Annotated in this window: 16 protein-coding genes and 1 tRNA gene; 11 read left to right on the top strand and 6 right to left on the bottom strand. The window is 62.6% G+C overall.

Annotated elements, in window-relative coordinates:
- Positions 1–69: 69 nt before the first annotated feature.
- A tRNA-Leu gene (locus AXW84_RS05475) sits at positions 70–151 on the bottom strand.
- Between the two features lie 170 nt (positions 152–321).
- Between AXW84_RS05475 and AXW84_RS05470 the strand changes: the two genes are divergently transcribed.
- The 3 genes from AXW84_RS05470 to AXW84_RS05460 all read left to right on the top strand — a co-directional run bounded on the left by AXW84_RS05470 (position 322) and on the right by AXW84_RS05460 (position 4,234).
- Positions 322–1,038, top strand: coding sequence for a class I SAM-dependent methyltransferase (locus AXW84_RS05470; RefSeq protein WP_068229779.1), 717 nt, complete (start codon positions 322–324; stop codon positions 1,036–1,038).
- A 136-nt stretch (positions 1,039–1,174) separates the two neighbouring features.
- Positions 1,175–3,148 (top strand): M61 family metallopeptidase, encoded by a 1,974-nt coding sequence (locus AXW84_RS05465; protein WP_068229774.1) that lies wholly within the window; start codon positions 1,175–1,177, stop codon positions 3,146–3,148.
- A gap of 69 nt (positions 3,149–3,217) precedes the next feature.
- The gene (locus tag AXW84_RS05460) at positions 3,218–4,234 is read left to right on the top strand and encodes an MBL fold metallo-hydrolase (protein WP_068238956.1); all 1,017 of its coding nucleotides are present in this window, start codon (positions 3,218–3,220) and stop codon (positions 4,232–4,234) included.
- 1 nt (position 4,235) lies between these two features.
- Here AXW84_RS05460 and AXW84_RS05455 read toward each other — a convergent pair whose 3' ends face one another.
- Complete coding sequence (locus AXW84_RS05455; protein ID WP_068229771.1) at positions 4,236–4,547, bottom strand: hypothetical protein; 312 nt, start codon at positions 4,545–4,547, stop codon at positions 4,236–4,238.
- A gap of 7 nt (positions 4,548–4,554) precedes the next feature.
- Positions 4,555–5,433 carry a thioredoxin family protein gene (locus AXW84_RS05450; protein ID WP_157886824.1) on the bottom strand — a complete coding sequence of 293 codons (879 nt, stop codon included), beginning with the start codon at positions 5,431–5,433 and terminating at the stop codon, positions 4,555–4,557.
- Positions 5,434–5,596: 163 nt separating this feature from the next.
- Here AXW84_RS05450 and AXW84_RS05445 point away from each other — a divergent pair, with 163 nt between their 5' ends.
- From AXW84_RS05445 to rpiA, 8 genes are all read left to right on the top strand, one after another.
- A complete protein-coding gene (locus AXW84_RS05445) occupies positions 5,597–7,099 on the top strand; it encodes a sodium:solute symporter (RefSeq protein WP_068229761.1) in 1,503 nt (500 codons plus the stop codon).
- 38 nt (positions 7,100–7,137) lie between these two features.
- A complete protein-coding gene (locus AXW84_RS05440; RefSeq protein WP_082773717.1) occupies positions 7,138–7,587 on the top strand; it encodes an energy transducer TonB in 450 nt (149 codons plus the stop codon).
- Between the two features lie 188 nt (positions 7,588–7,775).
- The gene (locus tag AXW84_RS05435) at positions 7,776–9,614 is read left to right on the top strand and encodes an ABC transporter ATP-binding protein (protein WP_068229750.1); all 1,839 of its coding nucleotides are present in this window, start codon (positions 7,776–7,778) and stop codon (positions 9,612–9,614) included.
- A 31-nt stretch (positions 9,615–9,645) separates the two neighbouring features.
- Positions 9,646–9,858: a type II toxin-antitoxin system HicB family antitoxin gene (locus AXW84_RS05430; protein WP_068229746.1), complete on the top strand. Its 213-nt coding sequence runs from the start codon at positions 9,646–9,648 to the stop codon at positions 9,856–9,858.
- The gene (locus tag AXW84_RS05425) at positions 9,859–10,047 is read left to right on the top strand and encodes a type II toxin-antitoxin system HicA family toxin (RefSeq protein WP_068229743.1); all 189 of its coding nucleotides are present in this window, start codon (positions 9,859–9,861) and stop codon (positions 10,045–10,047) included.
- Between the two features lie 33 nt (positions 10,048–10,080).
- A complete protein-coding gene (locus AXW84_RS24540; RefSeq protein WP_162268245.1) occupies positions 10,081–10,755 on the top strand; it encodes a hypothetical protein in 675 nt (224 codons plus the stop codon).
- A 77-nt stretch (positions 10,756–10,832) separates the two neighbouring features.
- On the top strand, positions 10,833–11,717 hold the full coding sequence (locus tag AXW84_RS05420) for a DUF2911 domain-containing protein (RefSeq protein ID WP_068229740.1): 885 nt from the start codon (positions 10,833–10,835) through the stop codon (positions 11,715–11,717).
- A gap of 202 nt (positions 11,718–11,919) precedes the next feature.
- The gene (rpiA, locus tag AXW84_RS05415) at positions 11,920–12,720 is read left to right on the top strand and encodes a ribose-5-phosphate isomerase RpiA (protein ID WP_204248425.1); all 801 of its coding nucleotides are present in this window, start codon (positions 11,920–11,922) and stop codon (positions 12,718–12,720) included.
- A gap of 170 nt (positions 12,721–12,890) precedes the next feature.
- Here the strand turns inward: rpiA and pgl are convergent, their stop codons facing one another.
- From pgl to gndA, 3 genes are read right to left on the bottom strand one after another with little or no spacing between them, the layout of a single operon-like run.
- Entirely contained in the window at positions 12,891–13,613 is a 723-nt protein-coding gene (gene pgl, locus AXW84_RS05410) for a 6-phosphogluconolactonase (RefSeq protein ID WP_068229737.1), read from the bottom strand.
- A 3-nt stretch (positions 13,614–13,616) separates the two neighbouring features.
- Positions 13,617–15,131, bottom strand: a complete 1,515-nt coding sequence (gene zwf, locus AXW84_RS05405; RefSeq protein WP_068229734.1) for a glucose-6-phosphate dehydrogenase — start codon at positions 15,129–15,131, stop codon at positions 13,617–13,619.
- Complete coding sequence (gene gndA / locus AXW84_RS05400) at positions 15,132–16,661, bottom strand: NADP-dependent phosphogluconate dehydrogenase (protein ID WP_236943254.1); 1,530 nt, start codon at positions 16,659–16,661, stop codon at positions 15,132–15,134. It abuts the gene before it with no gap.
- Positions 16,662–16,765: the final 104 nt, after the last annotated feature.

Raw genomic sequence — 16,765 nt, 5'->3', positions numbered from 1 at the left:
GATGGGCCCCCGCTTGGCTATGGCCCAACGAAAAAAGGCCAACCCTCGCGGATTGGCCTTTTTAAAACGTGCGCTCGGGGAGACTCGAACTCCCACACCTTGCGGAACTGCCGCCTGAAGACAGCGCGTCTACCAATTTCGCCACAAGCGCAGCGGTACCGCGGCGGCAAACATCCTGGGGGAGGTTGCCGTTTGGTGCTGCAAAGGTAAGCGGCCGGCGCGGCGCGGCACAAGCGGCGCGGCTTTTTTTTCAGCCGCAGCGGCCGTTGGGGCCCTAGGCTAGTTGTTTTTCAGTCGGTTGAAGCCGCACATTTTTTCAAATTGAACGCAAACTCGTCCAATTTTCATCCCGAACCGCCCGTTGAGGGCTCCGCAGTCCGCCTCAGCGGCAATTTTGACCGCATTGCCTGGTGCTACGACGCGCTGGCGGGCCTCGTGTTTGGCGGCAGCCTACGGGCGGCGCAGCGGGCCGCGCTGGCCGGGCTGCCCGCCGGGGCCCCGCGCGTGCTGATTTTGGGCGGCGGCACGGGCTGGGTGTTGGGGGAGGTGCTGCGCCGCCGCCCCGGCGCGTCGGTGCTCTACCTCGAAGTCTCGGGGCCCATGCTGACGCGGGCCGCCGCCCGCTTGCGCCGCGAGTGGCCGGGCGCGGCCGGGCAGGTCGAGTTCCGGCTGGGCACCGAAGCGGCGTTAAAACCCGGCGAGCAGTTCGACGCACTGGTGACGTTTTTCGTGCTCGACTGCTTTTCGCCGGCCGCGCTGGGGCCCGCCCTGGCCCGCCTGGCGGCGGCCCGGCGCCCCGCGGCGCCGTGGCTGCTGGCCGATTTCAGCCGGCCGCGGCGGGGGTGGCAGCGGGCGTTGCTGGGGGCCATGTACCGGTTTTTTGGGGCGGTGGCGGCCTTGCGCGCGCAGCGGCTGCCCGACTTGCACGGGGCCCTGGCCGGGCTGGGGCTGCACCCGGCCCCCCCGGCCTACTTTTTCGGCGGGGCAGTAGAAGGCACCGTGTTCCGGCCCGTGGGGCCAGCGGAAACGGACGCGTAAGAAGGGGGAATTATTTTCCTACATTTGAGGATTCGACAACGGAAAATACTTATTGCGGCGGCTTTGCGAACCGGTTTAGGCGTCCTACCCTTGTTATTGTACCAAAAATTGCCGCAATATTTCCCGTCCTTGCCGCATGAGTAATCTGAAGTACGTCCCGCGTTTGCTCGCCCTGGCCTTGTGCGCCGGCCTGGCCCCCGCCGCGCTGCGGGCCCAAACGGCGCCCCCGCGGCCGCGGCCCGCCCTAGCCAAGCCAGCGGCGATTAAGGCCAAGCCCACTACGCCGGCCAAACCCGCCGCTAAGGCCCCCAGGGCCCCGGCCAAGGCGGCCCCATTGGGCCCCGCGGTGCGCTACGCGGTGGCGTTTCCAAACGCGGCGCACCACGAGGCGCGCATCACGGCTACGTTTGCGGGGCTGCCGCCGGGGCCCCTGCGGGTGCGCATGGCGCGCAGCTCGCCGGGGCGCTACGCACTGCACGATTTCATTAAAAACGTGTACTACGTGGTGGCCACGGATGGCGCCGACCACCCGCTGCCCACGGCCCGCCCCGACGCCTACGGCTGGGACGTGACGCCGGGGCCCGACGGCACGGTGGTGTTTCACTACACGCTGTACGCCAACCGCAGCGACGGCACCTACGCCGGCATCGACTTGCAGCACGCGCACCTGAACGCGCCGGCCGTGTTTTGCTACGCGCTGGGGCTGGAAAGCCGCCCGGTGGAAGTGCAGTTCAACGCCCTGACCGACTGGAAAATAGCCACCCAGCTGCGGCCTGCGGGTGAAAAGAACACCTTTTATGCCCCCAACTGGGCCTACCTCATGGACAGCCCCACGATGCTGGGGGCCCAGCAGGTGCGCACCTGGGACGAGGGCGACCAAGCCATTACCCTAGCCGTGATGGGCCCCGACGCGCCCGCCGCCGTAGACGCCTACCAGCAGCGCGTGCAGCAGGTAGTGAAGGAAGAAAAGGCCATTTTTGGCGAACTGCCGACGTATGATTTTGGGCGCTACACCTTCCTGGCCAACTACTTGCCGCAGGCCAAGAGCGACGGCATGGAGCACCGCAACTCGACGTCGCTGACGGCCCCGCGCGATTTGCAGGGCGCCAACGCACTGCGCAACCTGGGCACGGTGGCGCACGAATTTTTCCACTCCTGGAACGTGAAGCGCCTCCGACCCAAAGACTTGGAGCCCTTCAACTTCCAGCGCACCAACATGAGCGACGCGCTGTGGCTGGCCGAGGGCTTCACGCAGTACTACGGCGAACTGACGCTGCGCCGCACCCGCAACTACGACGATGCGGCGTTTTTCGACAAGGTCAGCGCCTGGGTGAGCGAGCGCCTCAACAGTCCCGGGGCCCGCTATACCTCGGCCGTGGGCATGAGCCAGCAGGCCGTATTCACCGATTCGGGGGCGAGCATCGACCCCGTGAACACCGACAATACCTACCTTAGCTACTACTACTACGGCGCCGGCCTGGCCCTGGCCCTCGACCTGGAGCTGCGCCGCGACCACCGCGCCACCCTCGACCAGTACATGCAGGCGCTGTGGCAGCAGTACGGGAAAAAGCAGGCCAACTTCGCCCCCACCCACCCCTACACCCTGCCCGATTTGCAGCGGGTGCTGGGCGAGGTGGCCCACGACACGACCTACGCGGGCCAGTTTTTCCGGCGCTACGTGTACGGCCACGAGCAGCCGCGCTTCGCCGAAGATTTGCAGGCCGCGGGGCTGGACGCGGTGCCCACCCACCAGCTGGCCCTGGGCGAGCAAGTGGGCTTCGACCAGCAGGGCCGCTGCCTAGTGGCCGACAACGCCCTCATCGGCTCGGGCCTGTACAAGGCCGGCCTCGACGTGGGCGACCAGCTGGTGATGCTGGACGACAAGCCGTTGCGGGCCCCCGCCGACCTCGACGCCGTGCTGCGCCGCCACGCGCCCAACCAAATTGTAAGCGCTCAGGTGCGCACCCGCACCGGCGCCGAGCGCTCGTTGCAGCTGCTGCTCAACGAAACGGCCACCGTGCAGGTGCAGCGCTCGGAAGCCGGTGCCAAACCCCTCGCCCCCGCCCAGCAAGCCCTGCGCGACGCCTGGCTGGCCAGCCAGGTGCGCTAGGGGCCCTAAATTTTTCTGGTTCCACGGCCCCGCTGCCCTACGCAGCGGGGCCGTTTGCGTATGCCCCGCATGGCTTCTGTTTCGTACCTGAACAACCCCGCGCTGCCCACTGTGCGCCCCGGCTACCCGGGCAACAAGCGCATCGGCAACCAATTTGCCAACGGCGACGCCCTTTACGCCCCCACCGCGGCCGATGTGCTGAAGTGGCAGCTGGCCACCAACCCCCAAAAGGAAGAAAAAAAGCGCGACCACTGGGTGCCGCGCGTGGTGGACGCCGCCGGGGCCCTGGCTGGCACCGACGACGTGCTGCTGTGGCTGGGCCACGCTAGCTTCGTGCTGCGCATCGCGGGCCAAACGCTGCTCTTCGACCCCGTGCTGTTCAGCTCATTCGGGCTGCGGCGGCGCCACCCCCTGCCCTGCCGGCCCGAAGACCTGGTGGGCATTGACTGGCTGCTGCTCTCGCACGGCCACCGCGACCATCTGGATGAGGCCTCCGTCAAGCTGTTGGCCCAGCAAAACCCGCAGCTGCGGGCGCTGACGCCGCTGGGTATGGGGCCCCTGCTGCGCAGCATGGCCCCCAGCTTGCCCGTGCAGGAAGCCGGCTGGTGGCAGCAGTACGATTTGGGCCCCGGGGCCCCCTTTGAGGTGTACTACCTGCCGGCCAGCCACTGGCACCGCCGCGGGCTGTTCGACGTAAACACCGTGCTCTGGGGCAGCTTTCTGATTAAAGTCACGGCTACTGACAAGCTCATCTACTTCGCCGGCGACACTTCGTTCGGCAACCATTTCGAGCAGATTGAGCGGCAATTTGGGCCCCTGGACGTGGTGCTGATGCCCATCGGCGCCTACAAGCCGCCCTACATGATGACAAAGAGCCACGTGAACCCCCACGAAGCCGCCAAAGCCGCCAACGTGCTGCGCGCCGGCCACCTGGTGCCCATGCACTACGGCACCTTCGACCTGAGCGACGAGCCCGCCGCCGAGCCCCTGCGCCAGCTGACGGAAATTGCGGCCGGCGGCATGCTGCGCGGCGAGTTGCACGCCCCCGCCGTGGGCGAGGCGCTGCCCTGGCAAGATTGGGAATAGCCTAACAGGGCTTTTTCTGGCTGATTTCGGCCAGTACCTCGGTAGCTTCGTCGGAGTTTTTCTGGTCCTTAGCGGCCAGCGCCACAGCTTCCCGAGCGGCGCGGGCAGCCTCCGGGTCGTTACCTAGCTTATGCAGCAGCTTGGCCCGCGTGCACAGGTTGTAGTAGTTGCGGTCAACGGCCAGGGCCTGCTGGATGATTTGGTCGGCTTTGGTCAGCAGCACTTTGTCATTTTTAATGAGGCCTTCCATTTGAGCAGCAGCATCGTAGATGGTGCGGCTGTCGCGGGCAGCGTATTTTTTGCCATAAGCCAACGCTGCGTCAGCGAAGGCAGACCAGTTTCGCTGCGGCTGACCTATACAGGTAATACGTCCGAGCCAGCATATTCCACTGGGGGGCCCCGGCGGGGGTGGCCTTGGTGATGGTTTGTTGCAGCTTGGTTAGCGCAGCTTGATTATTAGATCCTCCCGCATGCGTCGCCCCCCAGCTGACAATTCTTCTGATTTTTTGGTCGACTGCCAGCCGGCCGAATTGGGCCACGAATGCCGACTGGTGCGCGAGAAAATATTGGGTCGTCGGGAAATAAAAGCTCGTACCCAATTCGAAGAGGTAGTCCAGGTTTTTCTTCGCGGCCAGCTCCGCCGCCGTTTGGCTTTTCAGGTAGTCGGCACTCACCTGGTCGTACAAAACCTCCTGCTGGGAAAGCGCCGGCGACGTGCCGAACGTGTACAGAAACGGGGCGCTTCGGTCGCCAGCTTCGTAGCGTTCCTTCAAAGTGAAAAAGGCTTTATCCGGGTCAAAGGCATCTTTGCCATCTTGCACAAAATCGGTGGGCGGCTTGTGGCCGCTGCTCATGTGCAGCAGCTTGCCTTCAGGACTGAAGTACAAGTACGTGGGCATGGCCCTGATTTCGTAGCGCTTGGCCAGCACTTCGCCCTCGCCTTCGTCGATGTTGATTTTGTAGCTCAGGAACGTGGCGTTGTAGTAGGCGCTGACGGCGGGGTCCGTGAACACCTCCTTTTCCATGGGCCTGCACCAGTGGCAGCCCAGCGACGACGCGTACAGGAAAATGCTTTTGTGGGCCTGCCGGGCCGCGGCCTGGGCATTGGCCCAGCTGCCACCGGCGAAGGCGATGGGTCCGCTTTGGGCTCGGGCCAGGGCACTGCCCAGCGAAAGGATGATGGTAAAAGCGTGGCGCATGTGCGGGCGAGGAAGGTGGGCGCCGTGCGCGGCGGTGCGGCCGGCGGCGGGGTGCTGCGCTAAAACCACTGCGGTGCGCCCCATAAAACCTTGGGCCGCACGTCAGTAGGTCCCCCAAGCGGCGGGGTGGCGCCCGCTGCCCGGGGGCCCTACCTTTGCGCTCATGTCCCCAACCCTCGTTTTGAGCCTCATTGCGGGCTACTTCACTGTTCTGATTGTCATTGCGGTCCTCACCTCGCGCAAGGTCACGAGCGAGAGCTTCTTCGTGGCCGACCGCAACGCGCCCTGGTACATGGTGGCGTTTGCCATGATCGGCACCTCGCTCTCGGGCGTCACGTTCATCTCGGTGCCGGGCAACGTGTACGGCAAAAGCTGGAGCTACCTAGCGGTGGCCCTGGGTTTTGTGGCCGGTTACTTGGTCATTGGCACGGTGCTACTGCCGCTCTACTACCGGCTCCGGCTGGTGTCCATCTACTCCTATTTGGAGCAGCGCTTCGGCTACTGGAGCTACAAAACGGGGGCCCTGTTCTTCCTGATTTCGCGCTCATTGGGCTCGGCGCTGCGGCTGTACCTGGTGGCGGGCGTACTCCAGCTGGCCGTTTTCGATGCTATGGGCGTGCCGTTTGCCGTCACGGTGGTGGTCAGCATCCTGTTCATCTACCTCTACACCTTCAAAGGGGGCCTCAAAACCATCCTCTGGACCGATACTTTCCAGACGCTGGCCATGCTGAGCTGCGTGGGCCTGAGCATCTACTTCATGGCCGACGCGCTGAACTATTCGTTCAAGCAGCTCGTCGGCGCGGTGCGCGAGAGCCCGATGTCGCAGGTGTATTTCTCCGATTTCCGCGACGACAAGTTCTTCTGGAAGCAGTTTGCCTCGGGCATGTTCATCACCATCGTGATGACCGGCCTCGACCAAGACCTGATGCAGAAAAACCTGAGCTGCCGCAGCCTCGGCGAGGCCCAGAAAAACCTGTTCTGGTTCACGCCCGTCATCGTGTGCGTCAACATCCTGTTCCTCACCCTGGGCGTGCTCATGTACCAGTACGCCGCCGCCCGGGGCCTGCACCTCAGCGAGTTGCCGCAGCTCCTCAACCTGAAGGGCGGCCTCGACACCGACAAAGTATTTCCGTACCTGGCCACCACGCAGTTCTCGCTCGTGGCCGGCGTCATCTTCATCCTGGGCATCATCGCCGTCACCTACGCCTCCGCCGATTCGGCCCTCACAGCCCTCACCACGTCGTTCTGCGTCGATTTTCTGGACATCAAAAAGTACCCCGAGGCCCGGCAGACGCGCCTGCGCCAGCTCACCCACCTGGGCTGGTCGGCGGTGCTCATCGTCATCATCCTCATCTTTCGGGCCCTCAACGAGCAGAGCCTGATTGACGCCGTGTACAAGGCGGCGGGCTTCACCTACGGGCCCCTGCTGGGCCTGTTTGCGTTCGGCATCTTCACCCAGCGCAGCCTGCGCGACCGGTTGGTGCTGCCCGTATGCGTGGCTGGGGTGGGCCTCACGCTGCTCATTGTGCAAAACTCGGTGGCGTGGCTGGGCGGATACAAGTTCGGCTTCGAGATTTTGCTCCTGAATGGGGCCCTGATCCTGCTGGGCCTGTTCGCTATTTCGCGCCCCGCCCCGCTGAACCCCGCGCCCGCGCCGGTGGTTTAGTCCGTGGGGCCCTGGTTTTGCCCGCTAATGTTCTGTTAATGAAATCCTCACTGTTGCTGCTGCTACTTACCGGACCCGCAGTGGTGCTGGCGCAAACGGCCCCGGCCCCCACCGTGCTGCGGCCCGGCCGCATGCGGGCCCAGGCCCGCGGCGGGGCCGCCAACCGGCCCGACAAAGCGCCGCAGTACCCCGGGGGCCCCCAGGCGTTGGGCACGTTTTTCCAGGACAACGTAAAGTATCCGGAGGCCGCGCGCGTCAAAAGCATCACGGGCAACGTGCTGCTGAATGCTACCGTGGGCCCCAATGGCCGCCTTGGCGACCTGAAAGTGGCCCAGTCGCTCTCGCCCGAGTGCGACGCCGAGGCGCTGCGCGTGGCGGCGCTGCTGCCGCCCTGGCAGCCGGCCACCCGCCTGGGCGTGCCGCTGCCGGTAGCCATCCAGTTGCCGGTGCCGTTTGGTAACGGCGCCACGCTTAAAGTTTTGAAGTAAAACCTTATAATAAATCAGGCCGTCATGCAGAGCGCAGCGAAGCATCTTTTCCGCGTAACTAATTCTGATTACTGCCGCAGTAAAGATGCTTCGCTGCGCTCTGCATGACGGCCTGATTTTTGTTAAAAACTCTTAGTTGAGTTACCTTATTCATCTTACGGCGCAACCCAATACCTGCGCCACCAGCTATGGCCCGAAGCGGACTTAATACCGGCGGCGACGACCTCACGGCCGACCTGCCCAAACCGAAAATAAACAAACAGTCGCTCCAACGCAGCCTGCGGATTTTCCGCTTTGTGCTGCCCTACCGCGCTAAGTTCATCGTGGGCCTGGTCATGTTGTTGCTCAGCAGCAGCACGTTCATGGCCTTTCCGTGGGTGGCGGGCAAGCTCGTGGACGCGGCCAACCACAAGCCCGTTACGCTGCCCGGCGGCCTGGTGCTCGACATCAACCACATTGCCCTGCTGCTGTTCGTGGTCATCGTGTGCCAGGGCATTTTCTCGTTCGGGCGCATCTGGTTTTTCACCCAGGTGAGCGAGTACACGGTGCGCGATATCCGGCAGGCACTCTACGCCAAGTTCGTGACGCTGCCGATTCCGTTCTTCGAGAAAAACCGCGTGGGAGCCATCACCTCGCGCATTACCTCCGACGTGGCCCAGATTCAGGACACGTTTTCGCTGACGCTGGCTGAGCTGTTCCGGCAGGTATTCACGCTGCTGGGTGGCATCACGTTCATCATGCTGGTATCACCGAGATTGTCGCTGTTTATGCTCGCCACCTTCCCGCCCATAGTGGTGGCCGCAGGGCTGTTCGGGCGCAAAATCCGCACCCTGGCCAAAACTACCCAGCAGGAGCTGGCCCACACCAACACCATCGTGGAGGAAACCTTGCAGGCCATCAATTCGGTGAAGGCCTTCACCAACGAGCGGTTCGAAATCAGCCGCTACACCGTCTCGCTGGGCAAAGTGGTGCGGGCGGCGCTGCAAAGCAACTTGTACCGCGGCGGCTTCGTGTCGTTTGTGATTATCGGCCTGTTCGGCGGCATCATCCTGGTGCTGTGGCGCGGGGCCACGCTGGTGTACACCGCCGGCCCGGGCCACCTCGAAATCGGCCAGTTGGTGTCGTTCATCATCTACACGGCCTTCATCGGGGCCTCGGTGGCGGGCCTGGGCGAACTCTATGGCAAGGTGCAAAGCACGCTGGGGGCCTCCGAGCGCATCCTCGAAATCCTGGACGAAGCCAGCGAGCCCACCCACCAGCCCAACCCCCAGGGGGCCCTAAATCTGCACGGCGATATCGAGTACCGCCACGTGGCGTTCAGCTACCCCACGCGGCCCGACCTACCGGTGCTGCAAGACATCAGCTTTCATATTACGGCGGGTGAGAAAATTGCCCTTGTGGGCCCCAGCGGCGCGGGCAAAAGTACCATCGCCGGCCTGCTGATGCAGTTCTACGGCCTCAGCGGCGGCGAGATTTTGGTCGATGGCCGGCCCGTGGGCAGCTACGACCTCACCGAGCTACGCCGCCACATTGGCATCGTGCCGCAGGAAACGCTGCTCTTCGGAGGCACCATCCGCGAGAACATCGCCTACGGCAAGCCCACGGCCACCGACGACGAAATCATCGCCGCCGCCCGCCAGGCCAACGCCTGGCAGTTCATCAGCTCCTTCCCCGAGGGCCTCGACGCCGTGGTGGGCGACCGCGGCATCAAGCTCTCGGGCGGGCAGCGCCAGCGCGTGGCCATCGCCCGCGCCATCCTGAAAAACCCCGCCATCCTCATCCTCGACGAGGCCACCTCGGCCCTCGACAGCGAAAGCGAAAAGCTCGTGCAAGGGGCCCTGGACGAGCTGCTCCAGCACCGTACTAGCATCATCATCGCCCACCGCCTCAGCACCATCCGCAAAGTCGATAAAATCCTGGTCATCGACGGCGGCCGCATCGTCGAATCCGGCTCGCACGACGAGTTGAGCGAGCGGGAAGGCGGGCTGTACGCGAACTTGCTACGGTTGCAGTTTGAGTTGAGCTAGGTAAGTTTGTTTCGTACCTAATCTATTTATTATGACCATTACCGCAATCATTGAGCAGGGCGAAGATGGCTGGCTCGTTGGCCAACTCAAGGAGTTTCCCGCGGTCATTGACCAAGGCAAAACGGTGGAAGAGCTAAAGCAGAACTTATTAGCGGGCCTACAATTTTATTTGGAAGTCCAGGCGGACCTCACCACACAGGAATACGCGGGCCGAACCTACACGCAGGAATCATTGGTTGCGTAGATGAAACGCCTGGAACTGGTGAAACACATTTTAGTCAACGGCTGCATCATTTTGCGCGAAGGTGGCAACCACACCGCCTTATTCAACCCTACCAACCAGAGGCAAACCATTCTCGCCCGGCACCGCGAGATTGACAACAACATGGCGCGTATTATTTGCAAGCAATTGGGCATTCCACCCATGCGCTAGTTGCTGATGTAACGCGGTTAGCACGGCTTGCTGATGAGACTACAACAGAATTTACGTCAACTTCCTACAGTCGCAATTTGGCACATTTCAGAAGCTATGAATACAACTGAAAGTGATGCGGACGAAAATGTGAAAACAAGAAAATATGAGATTTTAAATTCATTGCCTGCCTATGGACCGATGTACATTCCGGTAACCGAAAGAAACGAACCATTCTATTCGGAAGGCTTTCCAGTACGATTTTACAAATCGGATGGAAGTAGCTGGGTTGCAAATTTCCAACCAGGTTGGACAGGATTTAACGAAATACATGAACTAACAGATACCGAGAAACTGCTTGTAGTTGCTGGTGGAACTTGCTATGTAATGCATCCTGATAATACAAAACCAATTTCAGTTTTTGGAGTTGGATTTGTAAATATTTTCAAAACACAGGATGAGCGTTTTGTTTTAGAAGGCAGCGTTGATTTGACGATAGTAGAAGCAAATGGAGACTATTGGCATTGTGAACGGATTTCTTGGGACGGACTGAAAGACCTGAAATTAAATGGCAATCTTATAACTGGTTTCTCTTATGACCCTATGAATGATATTGACCAATTAGTGGAATTTACATATAATATTGATACAAAAATTCTGATGGGAGGAAGCTACAAGCAGTACGAAATACGCAGAACGAATAAGAAACCTTGGTGGAAAATATGGTAGTGAAAACTACAAAACCCGCGTCCCCAGCGCGGGTTTTGTAGTTTTGGGGCCTCAACCCAACCCATTTCCAAGTTTCGATGAATTTTCAACTGCTGACTTTCTCCGCCGCGGCCGCTACGGCTGTTACGCTGCTGGGGGCCCCCGCGGCTCAGGCTCAAATCAATACCCCGCAGCCCAGCCCTAAAAGCACCGTGATGCAGCGCGTGGGCCTCACCGACGTGACCATCGTGTACTCGCGGCCGGGCGTGAAGAACCGCGCCATTTTCGGCACCGTGGTGCCCTACGGCAAGCGCTGGCGCACGGGCGCCAACGCCACCACCAGCATCAAGTTTTCGGACGATGTGACCATTGAGGGCAAGAAAGTGCCCGCCGGCGAGTACGGCATCTACACCGTTCCCGCCGCGGCGGAGTGGACGGTGGTGCTGAACAAAAACCTCAAACTAGGCGCCGACGTGGACGGCTTCAAGGACGACCAGGACGTGGCCCGCTTCACCATCAAGCCCTACAAGCTGCCCGCCAAAGTCGAAACCTTCACCATCGACTTTACCGACATTACCCCGGCCACGGCCAACGTGGAGATGACCTGGGCCACGACGGGCGCCAAGTTCAAAATCACGGCCGATGTGGACAGCAAAATCGCTGCCCAAATCGACGAGAAAATCACCAAGAACGCCAACCCCGCCCCCGCCGACCTCGCCTCCGCGGCCGTGTACTACAACGACAGCAACAAGGACCCCAAGCAGGCCCTGGCCTGGATTCAGAAGGCCAACGTCGCCGAGCCCACCAAGTTCTGGAACTTGAACACGGAAGCCAAAATCCGCCTAAAAATGAAGGATTACAAAGGCGCCATCACCGCCGCCGAAGCGTCGAAAAAAGCCGCCCTCGCCGCCACCCCCGCCAACACCGAGTACGTGAAGATGGACGAGGAGCTGATTGCCGAAGCCAAGAAAATGGGTAAATAGGTTCGTACTTGGTTCGTTAGGCCGTCATGCTGAGTGTGGGCAAGTAGATTCCTATTTGCTTCGTTAGGCCGTCATGCTGAGCGCAGCCGAAGCATTTCTTCCGCGTAAGTAATCTAAATCGTTCGGCGATTGATGTACTCAGCGGTAGAGATGCTTCGGCTGCGCTCAGCATGACGGCCTATTTTTGTGCTGTATTTCTGCTTTGCATCATTCCAACTACCTCTACCCCCCCACGCCCGTGAACCCAGCCGCCGCCTCCCCCAGCCCCGCCGGGGCCCTAACCTTGGCCCAGGAAAAGCAAGTGGCGGCCGCCGCCGCCCTGCGGTGGGTGCGCGACGGCATGCTGCTGGGCCTGGGCACGGGCAGCACGTCGGCGCAGTTCATCATCCAGCTGGGCGCGGCGGTGCAGAACGGCCTGAAGGTGCAGGGCACGGCCACCTCGCTGGCCAGTGAGGCCCTGGCGCGGCAGCTGGGCATTCCGTTGGTGGAGCCCCGGCGCGGCCTGCGCTTCGACCTGGCCGTGGACGGCGCCGACGAGCTGGATGGCCAGCTGCGCCTGATAAAAGGCGGCGGCGGGGCCCTGCTGCGCGAAAAAGTACTGGAAACCGCCTCGGATTACCTGGTAGTTATCGGCGATTCGTCGAAGCTGGTGCCGGTGCTGGGCCGGTTCCCGCTGCCGCTGGAAGTGGTGCCGTTTGCCCTGCCCTGGGTGCTCGACGCGGTAGAAGCCCTCGGTGGGGCCCCGGTGGTGCGCATGGCCCAGCCGGGCGCGGCCGAACACTACTTTTCCGACCAGAAAAACCTGCTCGTGGACTGCCACTTCGGCCAGATTCTGGAGCCGGAGCGGCTGGCGGCGCAGCTCAAAACCATCCCCGGCATCGTGGAGCACGGCCTATTTTTGGGCCTGGCCAAGGCGGCCATCGTGGTGCGCGACGGCGCCGCCCTGGTGCTGCGGCCCGGAGAAACGGCGCGACCGGCGACGGAGTTTGCGGAGCTGCCGTAGCGGAACCTCACCCCCGGGGCCCTCTCCTGCGGAGAGGCGTGCCAGTACCTGAACGAGCAAATTGAACGCACCCCTCGGGGCCGGGGGTGAGGCTGCCCCGGGGCCCTAAAAGCAAAAAAAGGCCTTGCCGTAGTGGCAAGGCCTTTTTTCATGCTGTTTCCGCTCAACTCTTACTTCAAATCGGCAGCCGCGGCTTCGTCCAAAAACCAGTGCACGTTGCCGCCGGCGGGTGCGATGAGCTGGGCGGGGTACTGGTCCACGTCGCGGGGGCCCTGGAGGATTTGCTGCACGGCAATGGCCTTGCCCGCGCCGTACACGAGGAAGGCCGTGGCACGCGCCTGGTTGAGCAACGGCGCCGTGAGGGTGATGCGGGTCGTGTCCAGTTCGGCTACGAACACGTCCTTCACGCCCACGCTTTGGTCGTGCAGTACGGGTGTGTGCGGGAAGAGCGAGGCCGTGTGGGCGTTGTCGCCCAAGCCCAGCAGCACGAGGTCGAACCGGGCCGGCTCGTCGCCGAAAAACTCCTCGATGGCCACGCCGTACTGCGCCGCCGCTTCGGCCGGGGCCAGGGCAGTATCGATGGCGAAAACGTGGTCGGGCCGGATAGCCAGCGGGTCGAACAGGGCCTTTTTGGCCATCAGGTAGTTGCTGTCGGGCGAGGTTTTGGGCACGGTGCGCTCGTCGCCGAAAAAGAAGTACACCTGGCTCCAGGCCACCTGGGCGCGGTAGGCGTCGGAGGCCAGCAGCTCATAGAGCTTTTTGGGCGAGCTGCCGCCCGACAGCGCCACGGCAAAGCGCCCGCGGGCGGCAATGGCCTGGTCGGCCGTGGCCACGAAGTAGCCGGCCAGGGCCCCCAGCACGGCATCTTCGGATGAAAATATGTGGCGTTCCATGCGCTATTTCTTGCCGTTGAGCGGGAGCGTGAACCAGTGGTAGCCGTCCTTGGCCACGAGGGCTTCGGCATCTTCGGGGCCCCACGAGTCGGCCGAGTAGTTGGGGAAGTTCTGGCTGGTGCGGTTCTGCCACGAGGTCAGGATGGGCATCACCAAATCCCAGGCCTCCTCCACTTGGTCGCCACGCATAAACAGCGTCTGGTCGCCGAGCATCACGTCGAGCAGCAGGGTTTCGTAGGCCTCGGGGGCCTCGCTCACGTAAGTGCCTTTGTAGTCGAACACCATGTCCACGGTGTTCAGCATCATGTCGACGCCGGGGCGCTTGGCCTGCACTTGCAAGCGGATGCTCATCTCGGGCTGAATGCTGATAACCAACCGGTTCTGGCGCATCGTTTCCGCTGTTTCGGGCGAGAAGATGAGGTGCGGCACGTCTTTGAACTGGATGGTGATGACCGACGCCGAGCGGTGCAGGCGCTTGCCCGTGCGCAGGTAGAACGGCACGCCCTGCCAGCGCCAGTTGTCCACGAAGAACTTCACCGCGGCGAAGGTTTCGGTGTTCGACTGGGGGTTGGCGCCGGGCTCCTCGCGGTAGCCGGGCACCTGCTGGCCCTCCAGCCAGCCGGCGGCGTACTGGCCGCGCACGGCCTGCTCGCGCACGCTCTCGGGCGTGAAGCGGCGCATGGCGCGCAGCACGTCCACCTTGCGGTTGCGCACTTCCTCCGCCGAAAAGCTCACCGGCGGCTCCATGGCCACGATGCACAGCAGCTGCAACAGGTGGTTCTGAATCATGTCGCGCAGGGCCCCCGAGCCGTCGTAGTAGCCCGTGCGCTCGCCCACGCCGAGCTGCTCGGTCACCGAAATCTGCACATGCTCGATGCTGTTGCGGTTCCACAGCGGCTCCATGATGGCGTTCGCGAAGCGAAAAGCCATGATGTTCTGCACCGTTTCCTTGCCCAGGTAGTGGTCGATGCGGTAGATCTGCTTCTCCTGGAAGATGCGGCCCAGCAGCGCGTTCAGCTCCTTGGCCGACGCCAAATCGTGCCCAAACGGCTTCTCAATCACGATGCGCGTGCAGCCAGCGTCCTCGGTGAGGCCGGCCTTGGCTAGGTTTTCGGCGATGATGGGAAAGAAATTCGGGGCCACCGCCAGGTAGTAGATGACGTTGGCCGACGACTTCCACTCCTGCTCCAGGGCCTTTATTTTCTTGCCGAAGTCCTTGTACGTTTTGGCGTCCTGCACGTCGGCCGGCTGGTAGTAGATGTTGGGTGCGAAGCCCTGCCACTGCTCGTCCTTCACCTGGCCGCTGCGCGAAAACTTGTTCACATCGCCCAATACCCGGGCCCGGAAGTCGTCGTCGGTGAGCTTGGTGCGGCCCGTGCCGATGAAGGCAAAGTGCTCGGGCAGCCAGCCTTCCAGGTACAGGTTGTAGAGGGCCGGGGCCAGCTTGCGGGCGTTCAGGTCGCCGGTGCCGCCGAAGATGACGAACACCGTCGGCTGCGATTTCAGGAGGGCGTTCATTTACGATTGCGTTTTAGCGGGTTCCACGTTCGACTGCTTCGTGCTGGGCACGGGCGGCGTGGCGGGGGTTTGGTTGACCTGGGCCCCGGCGGGGGCCTCCACTTTGTTGCGCAGGCCAGTCCACTGGGTGTGGAACACGCCTTCCTTGCCCACCAGCTCGTAGGTGTGGGCCCCGAAGTAGTCGCGCTGGGCTTGAATGAGGTTCGAGGGCAGCCGCGCCGTGCGGAAAGCATCGAAGTAGCCCAGCGCCGAGGCGTAGGCCGGCACGGCCACACCCGCCGCCACGGCGGCGCCCACCACGGCGCGCATGCCGGGCACGGCGCCCTGCACCAGGCCGGCCACGCCGCCGTCGAGCAGCAAGTGCGCCAACTTGTTGTCGCGCTCGAAGGCGTTAAAAATATCGTTCAGGAACGTGGAGCGGATGATGCAGCCGCCGCGCCAGATTTTGGCGATGGTGGCCAGCTGCAAGTCGTACTTGTACTCGGCCGAGGCCTGCGCCAGCAGGTGCATGCCCTGGGCGTAGCTCATGATCATGCTGAAGTAGAAGGCTTGCTCCAACTGCTTGATTACTTCGTTCTTATCGCCGGCCAGGGCCCCGGCTACGGGGCCGTACTGCTGGGCCAGCTGCTCGCGCAGCTGCTTGTATTTTGAGAGGTCGCGCATCGACACGGCCGCGTCGATGGTCGGGATGGGGGCCTGCAAGTCCATGGCCACCTGGGAGGTCCACTTGCCGGTGCCCTTCGAGCGGGCCTCGTCCTTGATGTCGTCGAGCAGCAGGTGGTCGGTGTCGGGGGCGTCGAAAGCGAAAATGTCCTTCGTGATGTCGAGCAGGAACGACTGCAAGCGGCCCTCGTTCCACTGCGCAAACACCTGGCCGATGGCGGCATTGTCGAGGCCGAGGCCGGTTTTGAGCACGCCGTAGGTCTCGGCAATCAGTTCCATCAGGCCGTACTCGATGCCGTTGTGCACCATTTTCACGAAGTGGCCAGCCGCCCCGGGGCCCATGTAGGCCACGCAGGGGGCCCCGTCCACTTGGGCCGCAATGGCCTCAAACACGGGCTGCATCGTTTTGTAGGCATCCTTGTCGCCGCCGGGCATCATGCTGGGGCCAAATCGGGCCCCCTCTTCACCGCCCGACACGCCCATGCCGAAGAAGTGAAAGCCCTTGCTTTCCAAATCCTTGGCCCGGCGCTCGGTGTCGGTGAAGTGCGAGTTGCCGCCGTCCACGAGGATGTCGCCGGGGCTGAGCAGCGGCAGCATTTCGGCAATTACGCTGTCGACGATGGCGCCGGCGGGCACCAGCATCATGATGGCGCGCGGCGTTTTGATGCTGTGCACGAAGGCCGCGGGGTCGGTGAAGCCCTGCACGGGCTTGCCCTGGCCTTCCTGGGCCAGCAGGTCCACCTGCTTTTGGTTCTTGTCGTAGCCGGCAACGGCAAACTGGTGGTCGGCCATATTCAGCAGCAAGTTGCGGCCCATGGTGCCGAGACCAATCATGCCGAACGCAAATTCCGTGGGGTTGGGGCTCATCAGGTGTGGCGAAGGTTAGGGGTAAATACGTGCCCGGCAACCGGGCGTGAAAATCAAGCGGAACACAAACCCCGGTATACGCGCAATGAGGGCCCCGGGGCTGC

Origin of the sequence: Hymenobacter sp. PAMC 26628 (assembly GCF_001562275.1) — a bacterium.
GTDB lineage: Bacteria > Bacteroidota > Bacteroidia > Cytophagales > Hymenobacteraceae > Hymenobacter.
Note: the sequence above shows the minus strand (reverse complement) of the source record. Positions and strands in the feature narration are given on the sequence as shown.

What these genes read in the sequence shown, in the direction of transcription:
- AXW84_RS05465 (WP_068229774.1), top strand. Translation starts at nt 1,175, where the DNA reads ATGAGTAATCTGAAGTACGTCCCGCGTTTGCTCGCCCTGGCCTTGTGC.
- AXW84_RS05460 (WP_068238956.1), top strand. Translation starts at nt 3,218, where the DNA reads ATGGCTTCTGTTTCGTACCTGAACAACCCCGCGCTGCCCACTGTGCGC.
- AXW84_RS05450 (WP_157886824.1), bottom strand. Translation starts at nt 5,433, where the DNA reads ATGCGCCACGCTTTTACCATCATCCTTTCGCTGGGCAGTGCCCTGGCC.
- AXW84_RS05445 (WP_068229761.1), top strand. Translation starts at nt 5,597, where the DNA reads ATGTCCCCAACCCTCGTTTTGAGCCTCATTGCGGGCTACTTCACTGTT.
- AXW84_RS05440 (WP_082773717.1), top strand. Translation starts at nt 7,138, where the DNA reads ATGAAATCCTCACTGTTGCTGCTGCTACTTACCGGACCCGCAGTGGTG.
- AXW84_RS05435 (WP_068229750.1), top strand. Translation starts at nt 7,776, where the DNA reads ATGGCCCGAAGCGGACTTAATACCGGCGGCGACGACCTCACGGCCGAC.
- AXW84_RS05430 (WP_068229746.1), top strand. Translation starts at nt 9,646, where the DNA reads ATGACCATTACCGCAATCATTGAGCAGGGCGAAGATGGCTGGCTCGTT.
- AXW84_RS05425 (WP_068229743.1), top strand. Translation starts at nt 9,859, where the DNA reads ATGAAACGCCTGGAACTGGTGAAACACATTTTAGTCAACGGCTGCATC.
- AXW84_RS24540 (WP_162268245.1), top strand. Translation starts at nt 10,081, where the DNA reads ATGAGACTACAACAGAATTTACGTCAACTTCCTACAGTCGCAATTTGG.
- AXW84_RS05420 (WP_068229740.1), top strand. Translation starts at nt 10,833, where the DNA reads ATGAATTTTCAACTGCTGACTTTCTCCGCCGCGGCCGCTACGGCTGTT.
- pgl (WP_068229737.1), bottom strand. Translation starts at nt 13,613, where the DNA reads ATGGAACGCCACATATTTTCATCCGAAGATGCCGTGCTGGGGGCCCTG.
- zwf (WP_068229734.1), bottom strand. Translation starts at nt 15,131, where the DNA reads ATGAACGCCCTCCTGAAATCGCAGCCGACGGTGTTCGTCATCTTCGGC.
- gndA (WP_236943254.1), bottom strand. Translation starts at nt 16,661, where the DNA reads ATGAGCCCCAACCCCACGGAATTTGCGTTCGGCATGATTGGTCTCGGC.